A 19,425-nucleotide genomic window follows, 5' to 3' on the forward strand; every position below is an offset into this window, starting at 1 on the left:
AGACGATGGCTGAGAAACCCAAAAGCAGACCGCAGGGGATGAAAAAACCGAGTGGCCCCAGGCCCGCCGCTTCAAAAGCCGGCGGAAAACCGAAGCCCAAAAGCCATAAGCCCGTGGCCCTCTTTACCGCGCCGGGCTGCTCCTGGTGTGATAAGGCCAAAAAGTACCTCAAAGGCAAGGGCATAAAATTCCGCACCATCGACATCTCCAAAGACGCCAAAGCGGCCAAGGATTGCATGCGACACGGCTGTCGCGGCGTCCCGGTCGTGCTCATCGGCAACCGCTGGATCTGCGGCTTCGACCAGAAGAATATTGACAAAGAGCTCGGACTCTCGTAAACCTCCGGTTCTTGCCGGGGGCACGCTTACAGTATCTGCATATGCCCTAAAGGAGCCCTATGAGCGACACGGCCGAAGGTCATAAAAACAATTTACCGGATGCCATCCGCCGGGAACACTGGGACAGGCTATTCAAAACCAAAACGTATACCGATGTCCTGTGGCATCAAACCACTCCTGCAAAATCACTGGCACAGATCGAAACTTTCTCGCAACCGGACGACGCTGTCATTGATGTGGGGTGCGGTGCCTCGCTGCTGGTCGACAACCTGATCGTGAAAGGCTACCGTAACCTCTGTCTTCTGGATGCGTCTGAAGCCTCGTTGCAGATCGTCCGAGACCGCCTGGCACAGGATGCGGACATTCCCGATTACATCTGTTCGGATATTGTCAATTTCAACCCGCCGCGTCAGTTTCAGGTCTGGCATGACAGGGCGATGTTCCATTTCCTGCTGGATGCCACAGAGCGCCGGAAGTATTTTGAGGTGATGTGCGCTTCCCTGCTTTCGGGCGGAACTGCCATTATCAACACCTTTGCCATTGACGGTGAAAGCGCGTGTGCAGGGTTGAATACGATGCGCTATGATCGGAACAAGATGGCGGCAGAACTGCCTGAAGGTCTGCAGCTCGTCGATGCCGAGGATTTTGTTCATACGACGCCAAAGCATACGGTACAGAACTACGCGGCTTTTTATCTCAGGAAAACGTGCTGAGCCGGTGAAGGCAGAATGCCGTTGAATATCAAAAGGGTATGATTCGGTCGCGCTTCAAATGGGTTAAATTTAAGGTTCTAAAAATTGGGATTTATTTGGAAGGATGGTGTCAAGAGAGAGACTTGAACTCTCGACCTCCGGCTTATGAGACCAGCGCTCTAACCAGCTGAGCTACCTTGACATCCGTTTGAAAGACCGAAATTATAGTTTCAGAGTCCTTAGATTTTCCTAAAACTGCTTCACTTGTTTTTGCAGATAGTTTAGCTAAACAGTTTATATGTTAATCGGCTAACTGTTCTTTAGCCAAATGCACTAAAGTTCTTGACAATTAAATGGCTATAAAGTAAAATTAGCGCGTAAAATTTTTAGCACATAGTGCTTTGTAAAGCAAAGGAGAACACATGAACTTTCAACCACTTGGTAACCGTGTGCTTGTCGAGCGTGTCGAAGATGCGCAGACCACCGCTTCGGGGATCATCATCCCGGATAACGCAAAAGAGAAGCCTTCCCAGGGCAAGATCGTAGCGATCGGCGGCGATGTCGAGACTATCGCTGTCGGCGACACCGTTGTCTTCGGCAAATATTCCGGCAACGAACTCTCGCTGGACGGTCAGGAGTATCTCATCATGGATGCCGACGACATTTTCGGAATCATCAAATAAATTTTAGAGGAGACAGAATATGGCTAAAGAGATTCACTTTTCGGATGAAGCACGCAATACCCTCGCCGCAGGCGTACAGAAGCTGACAGATGCGGTCAAAGTCACCATGGGGCCCCGCGGACGCAATGTCCTGATCCAGAAGAGCTACGGCTCTCCGAACATCACCAAAGACGGCGTCTCCGTTGCCCGCGAGATCGAACTGAAAGATCCGCTCGAAGATATGGGGGCACAGCTGGTCAAGCAGGTCGCTTCCAACACCGCTGACGAAGCGGGTGACGGTACGACGACCGCAACGGTCCTCGCCAACGCCATCTTCCAGGAGGGACTGCGCAACATCACGGCCGGTGCGAACCCGGTCGAGGTCAAGCGCGGTATGGACAAGGCAACCGAAGCGATACTTGCCGAGCTCAAAGCTATCTCCAAGTCCATCAAGGACAAAACAGAGATCGCCCAGGTCGCGACGATCTCCGCGAACTCCGACAGCGAAATCGGCAACATGATCGCCGAAGCGATGGAAAAAGTCGGTCAGGACGGTGTTATTACCGTTGAGGAAGCCAAGGGTATCAGCGATGAACTCGACGTTGTCGAAGGGATGCAGTTCGACCGCGGTTACCTCAGCCCCTATTTCATCACCAACAGCGAGAAGATGATTGCGGAGATCGAAAACCCGTTCATCCTGCTCTTCGACCAGAAGATCAGCAATCTCAAAGACCTTTTGCCGGTCCTCGAGCAGGTGCAGAAGACGAACCGCCCGCTGCTCATCATCGCCGAAGACGTCGAAGGCGAAGCACTGGCGACCCTGGTCGTCAACAAGCTGCGCGGTATCCTCAACATCTCCGCGGTTAAAGCACCGGGCTTCGGTGACCGCCGCAAGGCGATGCTGCAGGACATCGCTATCCTGACCGGCGGCCAGGTGATCTCCGAGGAGATCGGCCGTACGCTCGAGTCCGCGAACCTCGCCGACCTCGGCCAGGCGTCCCGCGTCGTTATTGACAAGGACAACACGACCATCGTCGACGGTGTCGGCGACAGCGCGGCGGTTCAGGCGCGCATCAACGAGATCAAAACGCAGATCGAAGCAACGACCTCCGAATATGACAAAGAGAAGCTCCAGGAGCGCCTGGCGAAGCTCTCCGGCGGTGTGGCCGTCATCAAGGTCGGTGCCGCGACAGAGACGGAGATGAAAGAGAAGAAAGACCGCGTCGACGATGCGCTCTCCGCGACGAAAGCCGCCGTGGAAGAGGGGATCGTTATCGGGGGCGGTGCCGCACTGATCCGTGCCGCGTCCAAGGTCCGGCTCGACCTGGAAGGCGACCAGAAGATCGGTTACGAGATCATCCTGCGCGCCGTCAAAGCGCCGGTCAAGCAGATCGCTGCCAATGCGGGCTTTGATACGGGCGTCGTCGTCAACGGTATCGAGACGGCTGCGAGCGAGAACGTCGGTTTCAACGCGGCGACAGGCGAGTACGTCGATATGTTCGAAGCCGGTATTATCGACCCGCTCAAGGTCGAGCGCGTCGCCCTGACGAACGCGACCTCCGTCTCCAGCCTTCTGCTGACGACGGAGGCGACGATCCACGAGATCCCGGAAGAGAAACCGGCCGCTGCCCCGGATATGGGCGGCATGGGCGGTATGGGCGGCATGCCTGGGATGATGTGAGTTCGGAAAAATAAACGCCAACTGCTCAAGGAAACATCGCTTTGCGAGCGGTACCCTTGTTTTGGCGTTTATCCGAACGATGCAGCGCAGCGGAATTCCGCAGCGTTGCGAGGACAAACCAGAAGCGATGTGCCGAAGGCACCGCTGACGGCCTGAAATCAATAGTCCAACATTGTAAAAAGCAACCACTTACTGTCAAAGAGCTTTAGCTTCCAGGTTCCCCTATACCATTTCTACCGCATTTATTTTTTCATTGATTCCATCAAAAACGATTGCCATATTGCTGTGCTGTGCAGAGATAGTAATGAACAGAGTCTTATAAAAGGAGAAGAGGAGGATCTTCTCTGCCCCCCCCCTAAGAAGCAGAGGCGGGGAGAGTTATTTCAGCCCTTTGGCCGAGGTGAATGTCACCTGGTCGGAGATAAATTTGATATCGATGACGGCGCCGTCGCTTTTCCACTGGCAGCTGCTGATGCCGAGGGTTTCTGAACACCCTTCGGGTTTGCCGATCAGTTTGACGACCTCGTCGTAGCTCATGCCGGATTCGATTTTGTCGTAGTTCTCTTTGGTGACTTTGCTGCAGCCGCTGACGATGACGAGAAGGGCAGCGAGGATCATGAAGCGTTTATACAAGAGGGTTCCTTTGTCGTGGTAGTGGCAAAATTATAACACGTTGGCGCCCGGGTAGGGCAGGGGAAGAAAGGAGGAGTCTGTTATTCCGTTTCGTAGGCGTACGTCCAGCCGGTCAGCTGCTTCTCTTTGACTTCCGGGAAGTTGTCGGAATCGGCTTCAAAATCCATGACGAACATTACCGTTGAGGGAAGCCGCATCTTGTCTTCGGGTTTGAAGAGGTGCAGGGGCATCGGGGTCTCCTGGGAGGTGACGGCGAAGGCGACGCGGTCGGGCTGGCTGAAGATGTCGGCAATATTGCGGAAACCGTACTGGTCTGCGAACTTGTCGAGGACGGCCTGCTGAATGTCTGCGGGCAGATTGTCGGCGGTATTGAGAAAGAGCGTAAAGTGGATCGGTGCTTTGGCCGTGTCGCGCACGGCGGGGGCTGCCATCACGATGTACTCGACGCCTTCAAGGTGCGCGGCGATCTCCGCCGGGTTGAGGTACTGTTCGGTTTTGAGGGCCTGGTGTTCCTGGGTCATCACGTTTAGCCTTTATTTCATCAGAGGTTCGAGCACACCGGCAATACCCGTGTGCAGGTTGTAGTGCGCGATCGGGAAGTCGAGCGCTTCGTTTTCAAGGTTGACCGTGTAGCCGCTGAGGTAGGTGCCGAGCAGGGTCAGGTCGATCGGCGTATAAGCGGTGCACGCCTCCTCGGGCAGCGAGGTGCGGAGCAGCCGGCCGGCTTCGTTGCTTTTTTGCAGTGTGAACGCGAGGGTCTTGAGGCTGACCAGGTCGCACCAGCGCAGGACCAGCGACGGCGTGAGCCGCTCCTGGGGCTTGCCTTCGGGGTCGAAGAGCAGTCCCTGGTCGCGCAGCGGCACCAGGACGGAAAGCACGGCATGGGCCAGCGGGGTGACCTTTTGCGACCAGAACGGCGTCTCGTTCGCGTTGTTGAGCGCCACCTTCAGGGCACTTTCAATCGTGTCGATCTTTTCCTCTGCGAGGAGTTGGGCAAATGTTTTAATCATGGCGCGATTATAGCAAAGGGGGTGTTTAGAGGCGCATTAACACGACAGAAAACGCGTGCGCCTCAGACCGTCTTAATGGTTACTTCGCCGATGTGGATGGTCTCGCCGGGACGGATCTTCGCCCGTTTGCGGGTTTCGACCTCGCCGTTGCGGTAGACCAGCTCGTTTTCGATCAGCTGTTTGGCCTGTCCGCCGCTGTCGACAAGGTCGAGCAGTTTGATGAGTTTATAGAGTTCAATGAATTCGTTTTCGATCTTGTATGTCATACGCAATTATAGCCTGAATCCTGCGTTTCGCAGCGGTGGGTGACCCGTTTACCCTTTGTCGGTAGACTGTTTCCATACAAAATTAACGGCAAGGAGAGTGCATGCGACCGGTCATGACAGTTATGGGTTCTTTGATTCTGGCGGGTAATCTCCTGCTTGCCGTGCCGGTACGCCCGAGCGCGGTCAACGTCCGCAGTGCAGAGCAGTCCGAACATGAAGTGCGCAAAGCCGTTGTCGCAGCGCTTGAGGCCAAAGGGCTCGAACCGCAAAGCGCACAGCAGATCGTCGCCGAGCGCTTTGCGCCGGAGGGTGGCAGTTTCGCCATTGTCTATACCCATTTCTGCATGCTCTTCCCCGAATACTCCGGCGATGCGCTCCTTTCCGAAATGGCCAGACGCGTCCTGCACGGTGAGCGCCTGAATTTCGACGATTATGACCAGCTGATCGGCATGCTGCACCGCCTTGAAGGGGTCGCGTTGACCCCTTCGCACTATGAACGCGCCCGTCACTGCGCCCTGCTGAACCGCTACCGCTCCGCAGCATAGTCGCTTTACGGCACCGCATGGTATGATGCGCTTCCTGATATGAAGGAGGGATGATGCAGTGTTATTGCGGCAGCGGGAAACCGTTTGAAACGTGCTGCGCACCGTTGATCGACGGCCGCGCGGCGGTACCGGGGGCGGAAGCGCTGATGCGCTCGCGCTACAGCGCCTACGTCGTGGGGGCGGGGGAGTACCTCGTCGCGACGACCGTGCCGGAGAAGCAGGTCCCTGCCGATGCCGAGCTGATCCGGCAGCATGCGGAAGCGACAACGTGGCTGGGGCTGCAAGTGCTGGATGCGCAGGAAGCGGATGACGCTGCAACGGTGACCTTCAGGGCTTTCTACCGCGAGGGCGACGGCCCCATCCGGGTCCATCATGAAAAGAGCACCTTCCGCCGCATCGACGGCCGCTGGTTTTACGACGAAGGGACCCTCTACGAAGCCTCCGTCGGGCGCAACGATCCCTGCCCCTGCGGCAGCGGCAAAAAATTCAAAAAGTGCTGTATGGTATAATCGCGAAAAAAATAAAAGAAGCGATGACATAATGGTACAAGTAACAAACCTGACAAAACGCTTCGGCAGCCGCGTGCTGTTCGAAGGCATCAACCTCAAGCTCGACCCGCATAAGCGCTACGGTCTGATTGGGGCCAACGGCGCAGGGAAAACGACATTCCTGAAGATACTCAGCGGCCAGGACAAAGAGTTTGAGGGCGAGATCTCCATCGAATCGGGACTCAAAGTGGGTGTCCTCGGTCAGAACCAGTTCGCTTTCGAAGACTTCACCATCGCCGACGCGGTTCTGTACGGCAACAAGCGCCTCTACGATGCCATCAAGGAGAAAGAGGACCTCTACACCAACGGCGACTTCGAAGACGACGCCGTCAATAACCGCCTGGCGGAGCTGGAAGTGGTCTGTGTCGAGGAGGACCCGACCTACGAGTATGACGTCAACATCACGAAAATCCTCGAGAACGTCGGCATCCCGTCTGAGCAGCAGCATGAACTGATGTCTTCTCTGCCTTCCAGTGACAAGTTCAAGGTCCTGTTGGCCCAGGTGCTTTTCCCGAAACCGGACGTCCTCTTCCTCGACGAACCGACCAACAACCTTGACATCGAAACGATCAGCTGGCTGGAGAACGAACTACAGCGCCACGAGGGGACGATGGTCGTTATCTCCCACGACCGCCACTTCCTCAACGCCGTCGTCACGAACATCCTCGACGTCGACTACCAAAAGATCCGCGAATTTACCGGGACTTACGACGACTGGTACATCGCCGCGAACGTCATGGCGAAGCAGATGGAGATGGAGCGCGATAAGAAGCTCAAGGAAAAAGAGCAGCTCGAAGCCTTTGTCCGCCGTTTCTCGGCCAACGCCTCCAAAGCGAAGCAGGCGACGTCCCGCCAGAAGCAGCTTGAGAAGCTGGAGATCGAGGATATCAAGCCCTCAAGCCGCCGTGACCCGAGCATCGTCTTCAAAGCGAAGCGCCAGATGGGCGACGAGGCCCTGGACGTCGTCAGCGTCAGCCACGACTATGGGGAAGGAGCGGTCCTTCAAAATATCAGCCTCCATATCGAGCCGGGCGAGAAGATCGCCCTGATCGGCCCCAACGGTGTCGGTAAAACGACGCTCTGCCAGATCATCATGGAAGAACTCAAGCCCAAAGAGGGTGAAGTCAAATGGGGCGCGACCATCGAGCCGGGCTACTTCCCGCAGGATACGACCGACCGTATCAAGAGCGACGACACCCTCTACGACTGGCTGCGCGCTTTCGACCCGAAAGCGGACATCTCCGAGATCCGCAACTGCCTGGGGCGTATGCTCTTCAACGGGGAGCAGCAGGAGAAAGCGGCGACGAACATCTCCGGGGGTGAGAAGCACCGGATGATGCTGAGCAAGCTGATGCTCGAGGGTCCGAACTTCCTCGTTATGGACGAACCGACCAACCACCTCGACCTCGAGGCGATCGTTGCACTGGGCGAGGCACTGTTCGAGTTCGACGGCAACGTCATCTGTGTCTCCCACGACCGTGAACTCCTCGACGCCTTCGCGTCGCGCATCATCGAGCTCAAACCCGACGGCAGCTACAACGACTTCAAAGGCAGCTACGAAGAGTACGTCGAGGCGAAAGAGAATGGCAAACTTTAACGCCTACGCCGGCTTCGGCATCGCCGGCAACTTCGCCCTGCACCTGGAACAGGCCGGCGAAATTGAGGATTTCAAAAACCTCGAGGTCGCCGATGAAAACGGCCCCAAAGGGATCTTTCCTTTCTATATGCCGGGCCGCGCCGGGCAGATCGGCGTCTACCCCCTCTCCTCCGACACCATCAAACTGCCAGAAGACGCCGCGCTGAACGTCCAGGCGGAACCGGAAGTCGCGTTGGAGTGCAGCCTGCGGTATGAAGACGGGAAGGTCGTTGCGATCACACCGGAGCATTTCGCTCCCTACAACGACTGCTCCATCCGCCGGCCGGGGGCAAAAAAGATCTCTGAAAAGAAGAACTGGGGTGAAATGAGCAAGGGGCTCGGTGCGGAGATGACGCCGATCGACACCTTTGCCGAAGGCGGCGTGATGGACAGCTGGCACATCGCCTCTTTCCTGCGCCGCGGCAGCGAACTGCACCGCTACGGCGAAGATGCCGCGCTGACGGGCTACAGCTATTTTCACGACAAGCTCACGGACTGGATCATCAACCAGCTCAATACGCAAACGGATACGGGGCCGCTGGAACCGGTCCTCTCTTACCTGGCCGCGGCAGGCTACCCCGAGAAGATGATCATCAGCATCGGGGCGACGCGCTACACTTCTTACGGCGAGACGACCTTCCTGCAGGAGGGCGATGAGGTGATCGTCGCACTCTATGATACGCACTGCTGCGACGCCGACACCGTGATGGAGAGTATCGACGCGGGTGCCTACAGTGCGGACGGGATGCGTGTCCTCTCCCAGAAGGTCGTCGGTGCTTAAACCGGGCCTTTACCAGCACTACAAGGGGAACCACTACGAGGTGCTCGGCGTGGCAAGGCACTCCGAAACGGAGGAGGAGCTCGTCGTCTACCGCGCCCTGTACGGCGAACATGGGCTCTGGGTACGGCCACTGGCGATGTTCACAGAGTGCGTCCCCCACGAGGGTGTCTGCATCAAACGGTTTGAATACATCGGGGAAGCCCATGAGCCGCGGTAAGAAGCTCGACCTCTTTATCGGCGGGGACCTCGGCAGCGGCTGGTCGGAAGTGCAAGAGCGCGAAGCAAAAACGCCTGCGGAGCTGCTTGCACCGGAGAAACACCTTCTCGTCTTCAAGCGCGAAAAGCGGCGGGGGAAAACCGTCACCCTCGTCGGCCCTTTTGCCCTGGAAAAGAGCGACGCGGAAGGGGTGCTTAAAAGGGTAAAGAAAAAACTCGGTTCCGGCGGCAGCTACAAGGCGCCGTGGATGGAGTTCCAGGGCGAATGCAGCGACAAGCTGCGCACCCTCCTCGAAGCGGAGTCCTTCCGCTTCAAGAAGTAACCTTTAGAGGCACCCTCAATACAGCAGCAGGTATAAAAACCCCCAGAAAAGAAAAACGATCAGACCGATGACGCCGAAGACGACAGCGACCCGCAAAAGGATCAGGAGAACGATCTTAAGCGGTTTCATTGATAGGGAACGATGGGGAGTCCGGCGCGGTAAGCGGTCATGATACCGCCTTGCAGGTTGTAAACGGTATAGCCGTAGGTCTGTGCCAGGAACGGAGCCAGCATCGACGTGCGGCTGCCCGTGCGGCAGATCAGGGCGAAAGGTTTGGTCGTATCGACCTTGGCTTTGAGCTGAAGCATAAAGCGGTCGACGTTATACTCCCCTTTCTCGTCGAAGAACATGATGGGGATGCTCCCCTTGACCAGGCCGGTCTCTTTCCATTCGCCGGGGGTCCGGATATCGACAATGGGGATCTGCTTGCTCAGAAGGGTCTGGCTTGCCGGTGCGTTGATGACTTCGGCATGCAGAAGCCCGATGACGAAGAAGCACAAAATAATCAGTTTTTTCATATAGCGTTGCTGCCTTATAAGAATAGGTATAATTATAGCGACTGAGCTTTCTAGAAAGGTGAACTATTGGCAAAGGCATCGGCGAAAAAAGTGGAGGATGCCGCAAGGCTCCGCTATATCCGGGTACTCGAACGTTTTACGAGCAGTATCACCAAGTACCTTTTCAAAGCCGAAGAACCGACACGGGAACAGTTCGACAAGAAAGTCGACAACAACCGAAAATACCTCGACCGCATCGAGAAGGTCGCCCTGTATAAAGGGGATTACAACGACCTCGAAACCCTCGTCACCAAGATCCTCACCTACCGCGAGAGCGATGCCACGATCGAAGAGCTCAAAGAGGACATCCTCTATACTGCCAACCAGATCGAAAAGTCCATGAACCGCCGGCGCTATAAGAAAGATAAGCATAACTCGGACAAATTCAAAGATTGGGAATAACAGTAGCATTCGATTGCATTGTGACAGTTTCTTTGGACTTCAGCTCTTAAGAAACAGGGCGTTTTTGACACTTCACCCTTCGATATGTATCGTTTTTACGCATAAAGCTTAAGGCTTTAATCCTCGATGTCACCGTTGGTAGCAGGTGAAATGTATTAGAAGTTCTTAATTATTTTATATAAATACATTATCAGTAGACCCTCTACACCCTTTTCCTGTAAAATTCCACGCATTTTTTTGACGAGGAAGCCCCAATGAAACGTCTACTGATTCTCTTTTATGCCACGACGGAGTTCGTGCGCGCCGCACTGACACCGGAACAGCTCTCGACGCTGCAGACCGTCCGCGACGTGGCACGCAGCGTTCCGGACCGCAGCGGCGAGACCTACGAGAACACCCTCAGCGCTATCTGCCTCACCGAGAGCAGTGCGGGCCGGAATATCATCGGGGATTTCCGCAAAGGGGTCGACATCACCAAAGCGTCGCTGGGGCCGATGCAGGTGCAGGTGGCGACGGCGCGTTATGTGGCCGCGCGCGTCAAGACATTGGCATGGCTCAAAGCGCGCAGCGATATGCAGATCGCGAACCTGCTGCTCACCGACCTCAAACTCTCCGCCGGCATTGCCGCGCACTACCTCGTCATCCTCAAAAACCGCCGCCACGACTATATGAAAAGTGTCAGCGGTTACAACGGCGGCATGGTGAACTGGCCCTATTTCGGACGGGTGATGAAACATATGAAGCTGGTCAAACGACTGGTCGCATCGGGAGCATTGCACTAACAAAAGTGGCAAAAAAGTCCTTTTGCATTGTAATATGTAAATAAGTTAGAGCTTCGGCTTATGCTTCCTATTAAAGAGCGGGTCTTAACAAATTGCAGTCTGGTAAATTTCAGGTCAAATGAGACAGATCTTCGATGGATAATCCATTGATGACGTGGCTACCTGGTAGCATGGAAAAGTATTTCAAAACGCCTAAAGGTTTATGGGACTTACTGTTTTGATGTTGATGAATGCTTGGTAGTATTAATGCTGTGGCCCACAAGGGGCTTTGAGGGGTATACGCGAAGGGACCAGGATCTGTGCTATAGAAACCAGGACTAAATATATATAGACGACATCGCTTTTGTCGATATACGTTGTCTTAATGAGGGGGCTTTCGCTTCCCGTCACTATTTAGTCATGGATTTAGAAGGACCATGATATTCAGGTATCTTTTCACAGTCCCATGAAAATTCACGAATACATCTGTACCATCTATTCGCACCTGAACCCGCATCCCCACATTCAGCGGCACCTAATGAATGAAGATTTTCAACCTTGCTTTCAAATGGACAGCTCACATAGGCATTCCAACCTTTCTGGGAATTCAAGTAATTCTTCAACCTTTCAAGATCATGGCCTTCCCGAAAAAGACATATTCTTCCACCAGTAGAAGATTTTTGATGTTTACCTTTACATGAAACTGTTTTACCCAATGAAGTTATTGATGCTGTCGTTGTATTTTCAGCACTTTGTTCTTTTTGACTAAGAATGATTCCATGGCTTGTCCATCCTTCAGATTTTTTAGTGTCATATTTATAACTTTCAGAAGGATACATCAATGGATTTGATTTGATTTGTTCACTCATCAAGTCGTCAAACTTTCTTTTTTCGTCATCTCTTAAATTTTTGTAAGAAGTATAGTCTTTATTGAAATCGTCAACGACATCTTGCATAGCCCCATACATTGCACGGTTGAATGCCTTGTTACTTCTCTCTTGTTCAGCGAGAATTTGTTGTCGCCATGCTCTGTCACTCTTATATTGTTTATCCATTCTTTCTTTTGTTCTTGAAAGGTCTTTAATGATCTGTTCTCGTTTTAAAGCATTGTCTGATAAGAGAATTTGTTCTGAACCATACAATACGCTTTTATCTGGATACTCCGTATCTAAAAAGCCTTTTAGCTCTATGAAAATTTGTGCTCTGTCAGCACTAAATGGCCAACTTATCCAGTTGTATCCAATTTGTGCAATAGTAAGACCATCTTGTAATATATAACTCACATAAACAGAACGTTGCCTATTCTCATTGGACGCATATGGATTTGGTGCATCTCTCCATAAAATTTTATATATGGGTTTAAAACGCTTTTCAAATCGCTGTAAAAAATAAGCAAATTGATCTGTTAAACCATATTGATAGTAATCCGGTTGCACGTGAAATCTCCAGGCATGCCCATCCTTCTTGGAACCTTCGCGCACAAGACATTTGAATTTATATTTTTCTTTAATTAAACATGAGCCACTTCTAAAGTCATCATAGAATAAACCTTGCGAATGACAATAGTTTTGTTGAATATGTTTTTTCTTAGTGGATGAGATTGGATACTCTATAATATCATCTGCATTAACGTACCTATCATAAACATCAGCCTTTGTGACAGCGTATTCAACAGATGGATGATCTTCTAATTGATATTGCGATATAAATTTTTCTGGCTCGGGCCAGCGTTCATATTTGCGTAACTTCGCAATTTTTCCTGGCTGATATGTATCTGACATCATCAAAGTTGAGCTTACCCAGTAATTGGTTTCATTTTGTTGTGCATTATCGATACATTCTCTTTCTATCGTGTCTAAAAAATCCTGATGTGGTTGTTCACTTTGTGCTTTCGTTAGATGTTGCGACTTCGTCATCACGGAACAACCTGAGAGTAAAAGTAAAAACGATAACAATAGAAATCGGTACAGCATAATCTTCCTTTTGAGATAAATGGCACATTTGTGATAGGATAATAAGAAAATTGAAATCTTCTAGAATTAAGAAGAATTTATAAAAATTAATTTAGGAAGGTTTAAAGAAAGGTGGTGACCCCACGGAGACTCGAACTCCGGTAACCAGAATGAAAATCTGGGATCCTAACCGCTAGACGATGGGGCCACTAAGGAGTAACAATGGTGTCCCGTGTTGGATTCGAACCAACGGCCACATCATTAAAAGTGACGTGCTCTACCAGCTGAGCTAACGAGACATTCAAACGCTGAGATAAGCTCTCTTCGTTTGTGGACGGGAATTATACGAAAAACACTTTTTAAAGTCAATAGTTTTTCAAAAAAAAATCCAAAAAAATCCAAAAAATGTACGGGAGGGCTTTTCCGGCGCCGAAAAAGAAGTTTTTTTCACCGCATTTCCCTGCATCCGGCGCTTCCGGGGCAGGGTAATCTATACCTTCAAAACGCTATAATGGCCCCATTATCCTTTATGAAGGTTTTTGATGTACTCTAAAATCGAAGCGATCAAGTCCGAGGTGGCCAAAGTCGTCGTCGGTCAGGAAAAGATGATCGACGGGCTGCTCATCGGCCTGCTCTGTGAAGGGCATATTCTTATAGAGGGGATCCCCGGTCTGGCAAAGACGACGACGGTCAAGGCGCTCTCCCAGAGCCTGGGGCTGCAGTTCAAACGGGTCCAGTTCACTCCGGATCTCCTCCCCTCGGATATCCTCGGCGCGGAGATCTACGATCCGCAGCATAATGCGTTCAAGATCAAGCATGGGCCTGTCTTTACGAACCTGCTGCTGGCCGACGAGATCAACCGGGCCCCGGCGAAGGTGCAGTCTGCACTGCTGGAAGTGATGCAGGAGCGGCAGGTCACCATTGGCGAGGAGAGTTTCAAGCTCGCGCCCCCTTTCTTTGTCATGGCGACGCAGAACCCGGTGGAGCAGGAGGGGGTCTACCAGCTTCCCGAGGCGCAGCTCGACCGCTTTATGCTGAAACTGAAGGTCGGCTACAACACGAAAGAGGAGGAGCTTGAGATCGCCCGCCGCATCGCGGCAGGCGTTTCCGAGACGATCCACGCCGTTATCTCCCATGAAGACCTGGAGAGCCTCAAAGCGGAGGTCCAGCAGGTGCATGTCGATGAGGAGGTGGAGCGCTACATGATCGAGCTGGTCAGCGCGACCCGGGATCCTGTGTCGTACGGGCTCGATGCGCTGGAAGATCAGCTGCAGTTCGGTGCAAGCCCGCGGGTGAGCATCGACATGTTCAAAGCTGTCAAGGCAATGGCCTACCTGCGCGGCAAGGACTACGTCAGCCCCGTCGACGTCGCGTTCATTATCAAAGAGCTGATGCGCCACCGTATCGTGCTGAGCTACGAGGCCGAGGCCGACGGTATCACGGCGGACGAGATCATCGACAAGGTGATCGAAGCGGTCCCGCTGCCGTAGGAACCTTATGGGAACGGTCCAGCGTATCCTCGTCAAGGCCCGGCGACAGGTCTTCAGCGAACTTATCGGCAACAACCCCTCCATTTTCCACGGTGAGGGGTACGACTTTATCGAGCTGCGCGAATATATGCCCGGTGATGACATACGCCATATCGACTGGAACATCACGGCAAAGATGCGCACCCCCTTTATCAAGATCTTCCGCGAGGAGCGCGAACTCAGCGTCGTCGTCGCGATGATGCTCGGCGGCAGCGTCCATTTCGGACAGCATCGTTTCAAGCAGGAGGTGATGGCGGAGATCGCCGCGACGGTGGGGTACGCCGTGCAGTACAACAGTGATGCGCTGGGCTACATGCTTTTTGCGGACCGCCTCTACGAGGAAGGGCGCCCGACGAAGAACCGTTACGCCGTCTCGGAGCTGACGCAGAAGGTCGATGCCTTCGAGGCGGTCGGGAAAAAGAGCGATTACGACGCGATGGCCAAGACGCTCTACCAGCGCATCCGCCGCCGTTCGCTGCTGCTGGTCGTGGGGGACTTTTTCGAGCTCCCCCAGCTGCGGCTGCTGGCGAAGAAGCACGAGGTCGTCTGCATTATCGTCCGGGACCGCTTGGAGGAACACCCGCCGCCGTTCGGTTTCGCGTCGCTGCGCGACCCCGAGAGCGGGATGCTCCTCGAGGGCGATTTCAACACCCGGACCGTCCGGGACTACGAAGCGAAGGTGCGCGAGCACGACCATGCCCTGTACGAGCAGCTTCGCAAAGACGGCATCCGCTTTACGAAGATCTATACGGATGACCATATCGGCGTCAAACTCCGGCGCCTTTTCGAGGGGCGATAATGCGTTCAGACGATATCCCGCTGCATGACATCAAGCCTCTGGTCGAGATCCATGACTATACGCCCTACTATCTTGCAGCCGCTGCGGCGGTGGTGTTCTTTTTTCTGCTGCTCGTCCTTTATCTGCTGATCCGCCGCTACTACGAGGAGCGAAAAGAGAACACCCGGCGTGCCAGCCGCAAAGCGCTGGAGGCGGTCGATCTCGACGACGCGAAACAGGCGGCGTATGCCATCTCCCGTCTCGGCCGCCGTTTCGCGGAGGACTCCCCGCGTCTGCTGGAGGCCTTCGAAAACCTCGAACGTCGCCTTGAACCCTACAAGTTCCGCAAAACGGTGCCGCCCATCGACGAGGAGACCCGAGCGTATTTCAGGATCTATCTCGGGATGATCGATGTTTGAGGGAATCTTCTTCGAATTCCCGAAAGTCATCTCATTGCTCTTCATCTTTCTGGCCTGCGAGGCGCTCTGCCGCCTGCGCCACCAGGGGTTCTACTTCCCGCACCTCGCCGCCTTCGCCGCAGTCACGCTCAAGCCCTCTTTCTGGCTCTGGCTGCTCAAATGGGCATCAGTCATCCTGCTGCTTGTCGCCCTGATGTCCCCGGTGAAAGAGCGGGTCTACCAGCCCGTCAGTGCCCCGGGGTACGCGATCAGCCTCGTGGTGGATTCCAGTGCCTCCATGCGCAACGGCGATTTCGACCCGGATGACCGGACCCGGAGCCGGTTCGAGGCGGTCCAGGAGATCCTGCAGGCTTTTGTGGCGCAGCGCAGCAGTGACAGCGTCGACCTCGTCGTCTTCGGCACCCACACGTTTACAGCCGCGCCGCCCACCACCGACATGGGGATGCTCTCGCAGATCATCGGGCAGCTCTACGTCGGCATCGCCGGAAAATACACGGCGCTTTACGAAGCGATGGCCAGGGGGATCGTCTCGCTGCATGATGTCAAGAGCGCGGAAAAGATCGTCGTCGTCCTGACCGACGGCCGGAACACCCCCGGTGCCCCCGTAGGCAGCGACGTTGTCGGGGGGCTTGCGGCCAAAGAGGGGGTGCGCCTCTATGCCGTCGTCATCGGTGAGGAACCCTCCCCCCAGGAGTCCGTGCTTCACACACTGACAGAAGAGAGCGGCGGTGCCTATTTCACGGCCCGGAACAGTGCATCGCTTGCCGATGTCTACGCGCAGATCGATGCCCTGGAAAAGTCGCCCCAGCGCCCGCCGGTCGTGATCGTCAAGGCGTACTACTACATCTACCCGCTCTTTATGGGCTTTATGACGCTGCTTCTCTATATCTACCTGCGCAACCGGAGGGTGGCATGACCTTCCTCCACCCCGAGTTCTTCTACCTGATGCTGCCGCCGGTACTTGTCCTTTTCTATTTTATACTGACCCAGAAGGAGCCGGCGGCGGAGCTCTTCTCCGGTCCCGTTTTCGAACGGCTGCGGGTGAACGAAAAGCGTCTCAGCCTTCGCCAGCGCAACCTGATCTACCTGGCCGTTTTCATCCTGCTGATCGCGGCGATGTCCCAGCCCGTCATTACGGAGGCGACGGTTGTTGTCAAAGCGCCGGAGGAGGCGCTGACGGTCGCCGTCGATATCTCGGCCTCGATGCAGACGGAGGATGTCTACCCCTCCCGCGCCGCCGTGGCAAAGACAAAGCTGCTTACGCTGGTCGCGCGGGCAAAAAGAGAACAAATAGGGGTACTGGCCTTCGGACAGGACGTCTATGCCGTGGTGCCGCCCACGGGGGACAAAAAGGCTCTGGCGGAGATGCTGCAAGATTTCGCACCCGAGGCCTACGCCGAGAAGGGGACCGACATCATGGGACTTCTGGCCGCCGCTGACGGTGTGATGGGCAAGACGGGGCGCAGAAACCTGCTTTTGCTCACCGACGGGGGGGATACGCATGACTTCACCGAAGCCATCAACTATGCCAATGCGCAGAAGCTGCATCTCTATATCCTCGGAATCGGGACGGCTGAGGGGGGCATGGTGCTGCAGGACGGCGCCCCCCTCATGCAGGGAGAGCAGCCGGTCCGGACGGTGCTGAACCCGGCCCTGCGCTCCCTGGCCGAGTCCACCGGCGGTATCTATGTCGGCATGACGGTGGGCTCCCGAGACGTTGCGGTGCTGCTCTCCGAGCTTCGCTGTCATGCCGAGGGGGGTGAGGAGGGTGTCAGGGAGATCCGCCGGTACGGACAGCTCTACATTCTGCCGCTGGGGCTGGCGCTCTTTTTGCTGCTCGTGGCGAACGCCTCCATGAGCCGCCGCGAGCGCGTGGCCGTTCCTCCCGCATTGCTGCTGGGGGCGCTGCTGCTCGGCCAGGGGGCGCCGCTGCGGGCGGAGGCTTTTGACTACGAACTGCTGGAAACGGCGCAGCACTATTACGAGCAGGGCGATTACCAGAGGGCTGCCCGGGCCTTTTACCGCTACGGTATACGCAAGGATAATGACCCCGAGGCGATGTATGACAGCGCCCATGCCCTCTACCGTGCCGGTAATTACGAGGCGGCCGCGGCATTGTGGGGTCGGATCCGGACGAAGGAGCGGCTGCTGCAGTTCGCGACCCTGCACAATCTGGGCAATGCCAAGGCGATGCTGGGGGGCAGGGAGAACCTCGAAGCGGCGATTAAGACGTACCAGAAGGCGCTCTACCTCCAAAACGACCCGCAGACGCGGGAAAACCTCTCCATTGTCCGGGGCCGCCTGATGCGCCTGGTACAGGCGGAACGCCGCCGGAACGCGGCGGCCGAAACGACCGCTGCAGGCGGGGAACACGATGCCTCCGACGCATCCTCTCCCGCGGGAGGTGCACAGGCCCCTTCCGCGCAGACGGAGACACCCGAGGGGACGGAGGCCAGGCCTTCCGAAGCGGCGGGCGAAGCGAAGACGGCGGCGATGAGCGATTACGAGGCGGCGATGTGGCGCCAATCGCTGCAGCGGCAGAGCCGTACACACCTCTACAAGATCACACCGCAACGTGCGGCAGGAGGCGACCATGTCGCTCCGTGGTAAGCTGCTTGCGCTTGTGCTGGCTGTCAGCGCACTTTCGGGTTACGAGCTGACGGTCGAAAGCTCCTCCCGCCAACTCTTTCAGGGCGAACCGCTGCGGCTCGTCTACCGTTTTGCGCACGCCGCGTCGGACAAGGGGATCGATTTCCGGTTTGCGGCACCGGCACTCTCCCATTTCCAGGTGCTCCAGAGCCATGCCGGGGAGCGGCATGAAGCGGGGAAGGAGATCTGGGAGAAGACGTACATCGTCGCTCCGATGCAGGGGGGAGAGCTCTCAAGCGGCAAGGCGGCGATGAACGTCGCCGAACGCACCTATACGCAGGATGCATGGGGGCAGTGGATGCCGTCGGTGGCATGGCAGCAGCACCTTTTCGAACCCGTGACGCTCTTTGCCACCCCCGTTCCCGCCAGTGTTCAGGCCGTCGGCGCTTTCGCGTTGCAGGCCGTCGTTGACCGCAATACAACCAAGAAGGGCCATCCCGTCCGCCTGACCCTGTCGCTCTCAGGGTGCGGCAACCTGGCCACGGCGGAACCGCTGCGGATGGCGATCGCCGGTGTGAGCGTTTTCGCGGAGGGGCATACCCGGAACGCCGCATGGGAGGAGGGGTGCTACCACAATGAGGTGAACCGGACTTTCGCCCTGGTCGGGGAGCGGGACTTTACCATCCCGTCGGTGCTCTTCCGCAGTTTCGACCCGGTGACGCAGCGCGTTGTCACGGCGAGGTCGCTGCCGATCCCGGTCCACGTTCCTGCCGCGGTGCAACCGAAGCAGGGGAAAACCCAAAAGGAGGAGACGATGACAATCTGGAGTCTGGCCGCGGGAGCTGCCGCCGGCTTCGTGCTCGGAGTCACGGTGACGCTGCTGGCACGGCGCCGCAGGCACAAAACGAAGCCTATCCGCAAGGATGCACTGCGGGTGCTCCTGGCAGAACTGTTCAAACACCTTGATGATACCGAAGCGCAAGAGGGGGCCGGGGCCGTCGAGCGCCACCTTTACGAGGGGGCGGAGGCGCCGGATGCCGCTACGCTCTCACAGTTGCTGGCCCGGCTACGCAGACGCCGCGATCCGGGGCGTCACTAATTAGGCAG

At 55.6% G+C, this 19,425-nt stretch carries 24 protein-coding genes and 3 tRNA genes; 18 read left to right on the forward strand and 9 right to left on the reverse strand.

Features of this window, described 5'->3' with window-relative positions; translation table 11 throughout:
• Positions 1 to 5: 5 nt before the first annotated feature.
• A complete protein-coding gene (locus tag ACXWTF_RS11000; protein WP_461715037.1) occupies positions 6 to 338 on the forward strand; it encodes a glutaredoxin family protein in 333 nt (110 codons plus the stop codon).
• A 59-nt stretch (positions 339 to 397) separates the two neighbouring features.
• Positions 398 to 1,051: a class I SAM-dependent methyltransferase gene (locus tag ACXWTF_RS11005; protein WP_461715038.1), complete on the forward strand. Its 654-nt coding sequence runs from the start codon at positions 398 to 400 to the stop codon at positions 1,049 to 1,051.
• Positions 1,052 to 1,155: 104 nt separating this feature from the next.
• Here the strand turns inward: ACXWTF_RS11005 and ACXWTF_RS11010 are convergent.
• Positions 1,156 to 1,232, reverse strand: a tRNA-Met gene (locus tag ACXWTF_RS11010).
• A 220-nt stretch (positions 1,233 to 1,452) separates the two neighbouring features.
• Here ACXWTF_RS11010 and groES point away from each other — a divergent pair.
• The gene (gene groES, locus ACXWTF_RS11015) at positions 1,453 to 1,713 is read left to right on the forward strand and encodes a co-chaperone GroES (protein ID WP_461715039.1); all 261 of its coding nucleotides are present in this window, start codon (positions 1,453 to 1,455) and stop codon (positions 1,711 to 1,713) included.
• A gap of 19 nt (positions 1,714 to 1,732) precedes the next feature.
• Positions 1,733 to 3,373, forward strand: a complete 1,641-nt coding sequence (gene groL / locus ACXWTF_RS11020) for a chaperonin GroEL (RefSeq protein WP_461715040.1) — start codon at positions 1,733 to 1,735, stop codon at positions 3,371 to 3,373.
• Between the two features lie 378 nt (positions 3,374 to 3,751).
• Here groL and ACXWTF_RS11025 read toward each other — a convergent pair whose 3' ends face one another.
• The 4 genes from ACXWTF_RS11025 to ACXWTF_RS11040 form a co-directional block, all read right to left on the reverse strand.
• The gene (locus tag ACXWTF_RS11025; protein ID WP_461715041.1) at positions 3,752 to 3,991 is read right to left on the reverse strand and encodes a DUF3862 domain-containing protein; all 240 of its coding nucleotides are present in this window, start codon (positions 3,989 to 3,991) and stop codon (positions 3,752 to 3,754) included.
• 95 nt (positions 3,992 to 4,086) lie between these two features.
• Positions 4,087 to 4,527, reverse strand: a complete 441-nt coding sequence (locus ACXWTF_RS11030; RefSeq protein WP_461715042.1) for a hypothetical protein — start codon at positions 4,525 to 4,527, stop codon at positions 4,087 to 4,089.
• A 12-nt stretch (positions 4,528 to 4,539) separates the two neighbouring features.
• Positions 4,540 to 5,016, reverse strand: coding sequence for a hypothetical protein (locus ACXWTF_RS11035; protein WP_416768481.1), 477 nt, complete (start codon positions 5,014 to 5,016; stop codon positions 4,540 to 4,542).
• Positions 5,017 to 5,078: 62 nt separating this feature from the next.
• A complete protein-coding gene (locus ACXWTF_RS11040) occupies positions 5,079 to 5,282 on the reverse strand; it encodes an RNA-binding S4 domain-containing protein (protein ID WP_461715043.1) in 204 nt (67 codons plus the stop codon).
• Between the two features lie 101 nt (positions 5,283 to 5,383).
• Here ACXWTF_RS11040 and ACXWTF_RS11045 point away from each other — a divergent pair, with 101 nt between their 5' ends.
• From ACXWTF_RS11045 to ACXWTF_RS11070, 6 genes are read left to right on the forward strand one after another with little or no spacing between them, the layout of a single operon-like run.
• Positions 5,384 to 5,827: a hypothetical protein gene (locus ACXWTF_RS11045; protein ID WP_461715044.1), complete on the forward strand. Its 444-nt coding sequence runs from the start codon at positions 5,384 to 5,386 to the stop codon at positions 5,825 to 5,827.
• A gap of 53 nt (positions 5,828 to 5,880) precedes the next feature.
• A complete protein-coding gene (locus tag ACXWTF_RS11050) occupies positions 5,881 to 6,336 on the forward strand; it encodes a YchJ family protein (protein ID WP_461715045.1) in 456 nt (151 codons plus the stop codon).
• Positions 6,337 to 6,367: 31 nt separating this feature from the next.
• Positions 6,368 to 7,972, forward strand: coding sequence for an ABC-F family ATP-binding cassette domain-containing protein (locus ACXWTF_RS11055; RefSeq protein WP_461715046.1), 1,605 nt, complete (start codon positions 6,368 to 6,370; stop codon positions 7,970 to 7,972).
• Positions 7,959 to 8,792, forward strand: a complete 834-nt coding sequence (locus tag ACXWTF_RS11060) for a DUF5718 family protein (protein WP_461715047.1) — start codon at positions 7,959 to 7,961, stop codon at positions 8,790 to 8,792. Before ACXWTF_RS11055 ends, ACXWTF_RS11060 begins: the two co-directional genes overlap by 14 nt.
• Positions 8,785 to 9,009: a DUF1653 domain-containing protein gene (locus tag ACXWTF_RS11065; protein WP_461715048.1), complete on the forward strand. Its 225-nt coding sequence runs from the start codon at positions 8,785 to 8,787 to the stop codon at positions 9,007 to 9,009. The genes ACXWTF_RS11060 and ACXWTF_RS11065 overlap by 8 nt, the downstream gene beginning before the upstream one ends.
• The gene (locus ACXWTF_RS11070; RefSeq protein ID WP_461715049.1) at positions 8,996 to 9,331 is read left to right on the forward strand and encodes a translation initiation factor; all 336 of its coding nucleotides are present in this window, start codon (positions 8,996 to 8,998) and stop codon (positions 9,329 to 9,331) included. Before ACXWTF_RS11065 ends, ACXWTF_RS11070 begins: the two co-directional genes overlap by 14 nt.
• A gap of 125 nt (positions 9,332 to 9,456) precedes the next feature.
• On the opposite strand, the gene ACXWTF_RS11075 is transcribed toward ACXWTF_RS11070, so the two are convergent.
• A complete protein-coding gene (locus ACXWTF_RS11075) occupies positions 9,457 to 9,849 on the reverse strand; it encodes a rhodanese-like domain-containing protein (protein ID WP_461715050.1) in 393 nt (130 codons plus the stop codon).
• A 66-nt stretch (positions 9,850 to 9,915) separates the two neighbouring features.
• Here ACXWTF_RS11075 and ACXWTF_RS11080 point away from each other — a divergent pair, with 66 nt between their 5' ends.
• Together ACXWTF_RS11080 and ACXWTF_RS11085 are read left to right on the forward strand one after the other, a co-directional pair.
• On the forward strand, positions 9,916 to 10,290 hold the full coding sequence (locus tag ACXWTF_RS11080; RefSeq protein WP_461715051.1) for a hypothetical protein: 375 nt from the start codon (positions 9,916 to 9,918) through the stop codon (positions 10,288 to 10,290).
• Between the two features lie 254 nt (positions 10,291 to 10,544).
• Positions 10,545 to 11,072: a hypothetical protein gene (locus ACXWTF_RS11085; RefSeq protein ID WP_461715052.1), complete on the forward strand. Its 528-nt coding sequence runs from the start codon at positions 10,545 to 10,547 to the stop codon at positions 11,070 to 11,072.
• A 389-nt stretch (positions 11,073 to 11,461) separates the two neighbouring features.
• Here ACXWTF_RS11085 and ACXWTF_RS11090 read toward each other — a convergent pair whose 3' ends face one another.
• The 3 genes from ACXWTF_RS11090 to ACXWTF_RS11100 all read right to left on the reverse strand — a co-directional run bounded on the left by ACXWTF_RS11090 (position 11,462) and on the right by ACXWTF_RS11100 (position 13,302).
• The gene (locus ACXWTF_RS11090) at positions 11,462 to 12,970 is read right to left on the reverse strand and encodes a hypothetical protein (RefSeq protein ID WP_461715053.1); all 1,509 of its coding nucleotides are present in this window, start codon (positions 12,968 to 12,970) and stop codon (positions 11,462 to 11,464) included.
• A gap of 166 nt (positions 12,971 to 13,136) precedes the next feature.
• Positions 13,137 to 13,211, reverse strand: a tRNA-Glu gene (locus ACXWTF_RS11095).
• A gap of 15 nt (positions 13,212 to 13,226) precedes the next feature.
• Positions 13,227 to 13,302: transfer RNA gene (locus ACXWTF_RS11100), tRNA-Lys, on the reverse strand.
• A 243-nt stretch (positions 13,303 to 13,545) separates the two neighbouring features.
• Here ACXWTF_RS11100 and ACXWTF_RS11105 point away from each other — a divergent pair.
• Genes ACXWTF_RS11105 through ACXWTF_RS11130 form a run of 6 tightly spaced genes read left to right on the forward strand, consistent with a single transcriptional unit; the run spans position 13,546 to position 19,417 of the window.
• A complete protein-coding gene (locus tag ACXWTF_RS11105) occupies positions 13,546 to 14,493 on the forward strand; it encodes an AAA family ATPase (RefSeq protein WP_461715054.1) in 948 nt (315 codons plus the stop codon).
• A gap of 7 nt (positions 14,494 to 14,500) precedes the next feature.
• Complete coding sequence (locus ACXWTF_RS11110; RefSeq protein ID WP_461715055.1) at positions 14,501 to 15,331, forward strand: DUF58 domain-containing protein; 831 nt, start codon at positions 14,501 to 14,503, stop codon at positions 15,329 to 15,331.
• Entirely contained in the window at positions 15,331 to 15,729 is a 399-nt protein-coding gene (locus ACXWTF_RS11115; RefSeq protein WP_461715056.1) for a hypothetical protein, read from the forward strand. The genes ACXWTF_RS11110 and ACXWTF_RS11115 overlap by 1 nt, the downstream gene beginning before the upstream one ends.
• Positions 15,722 to 16,645 (forward strand): vWA domain-containing protein, encoded by a 924-nt coding sequence (locus ACXWTF_RS11120; protein ID WP_461715057.1) that lies wholly within the window; start codon positions 15,722 to 15,724, stop codon positions 16,643 to 16,645. Before ACXWTF_RS11115 ends, ACXWTF_RS11120 begins: the two co-directional genes overlap by 8 nt.
• Complete coding sequence (locus tag ACXWTF_RS11125) at positions 16,642 to 18,339, forward strand: VWA domain-containing protein (protein ID WP_461715058.1); 1,698 nt, start codon at positions 16,642 to 16,644, stop codon at positions 18,337 to 18,339. Before ACXWTF_RS11120 ends, ACXWTF_RS11125 begins: the two co-directional genes overlap by 4 nt.
• Positions 18,323 to 19,417 carry a hypothetical protein gene (locus tag ACXWTF_RS11130; RefSeq protein ID WP_461715059.1) on the forward strand — a complete coding sequence of 365 codons (1,095 nt, stop codon included), beginning with the start codon at positions 18,323 to 18,325 and terminating at the stop codon, positions 19,415 to 19,417. Before ACXWTF_RS11125 ends, ACXWTF_RS11130 begins: the two co-directional genes overlap by 17 nt.
• Positions 19,418 to 19,425: the final 8 nt, after the last annotated feature.

Source organism: Thiomicrolovo sp. ZZH C-3 (assembly GCF_054862725.1).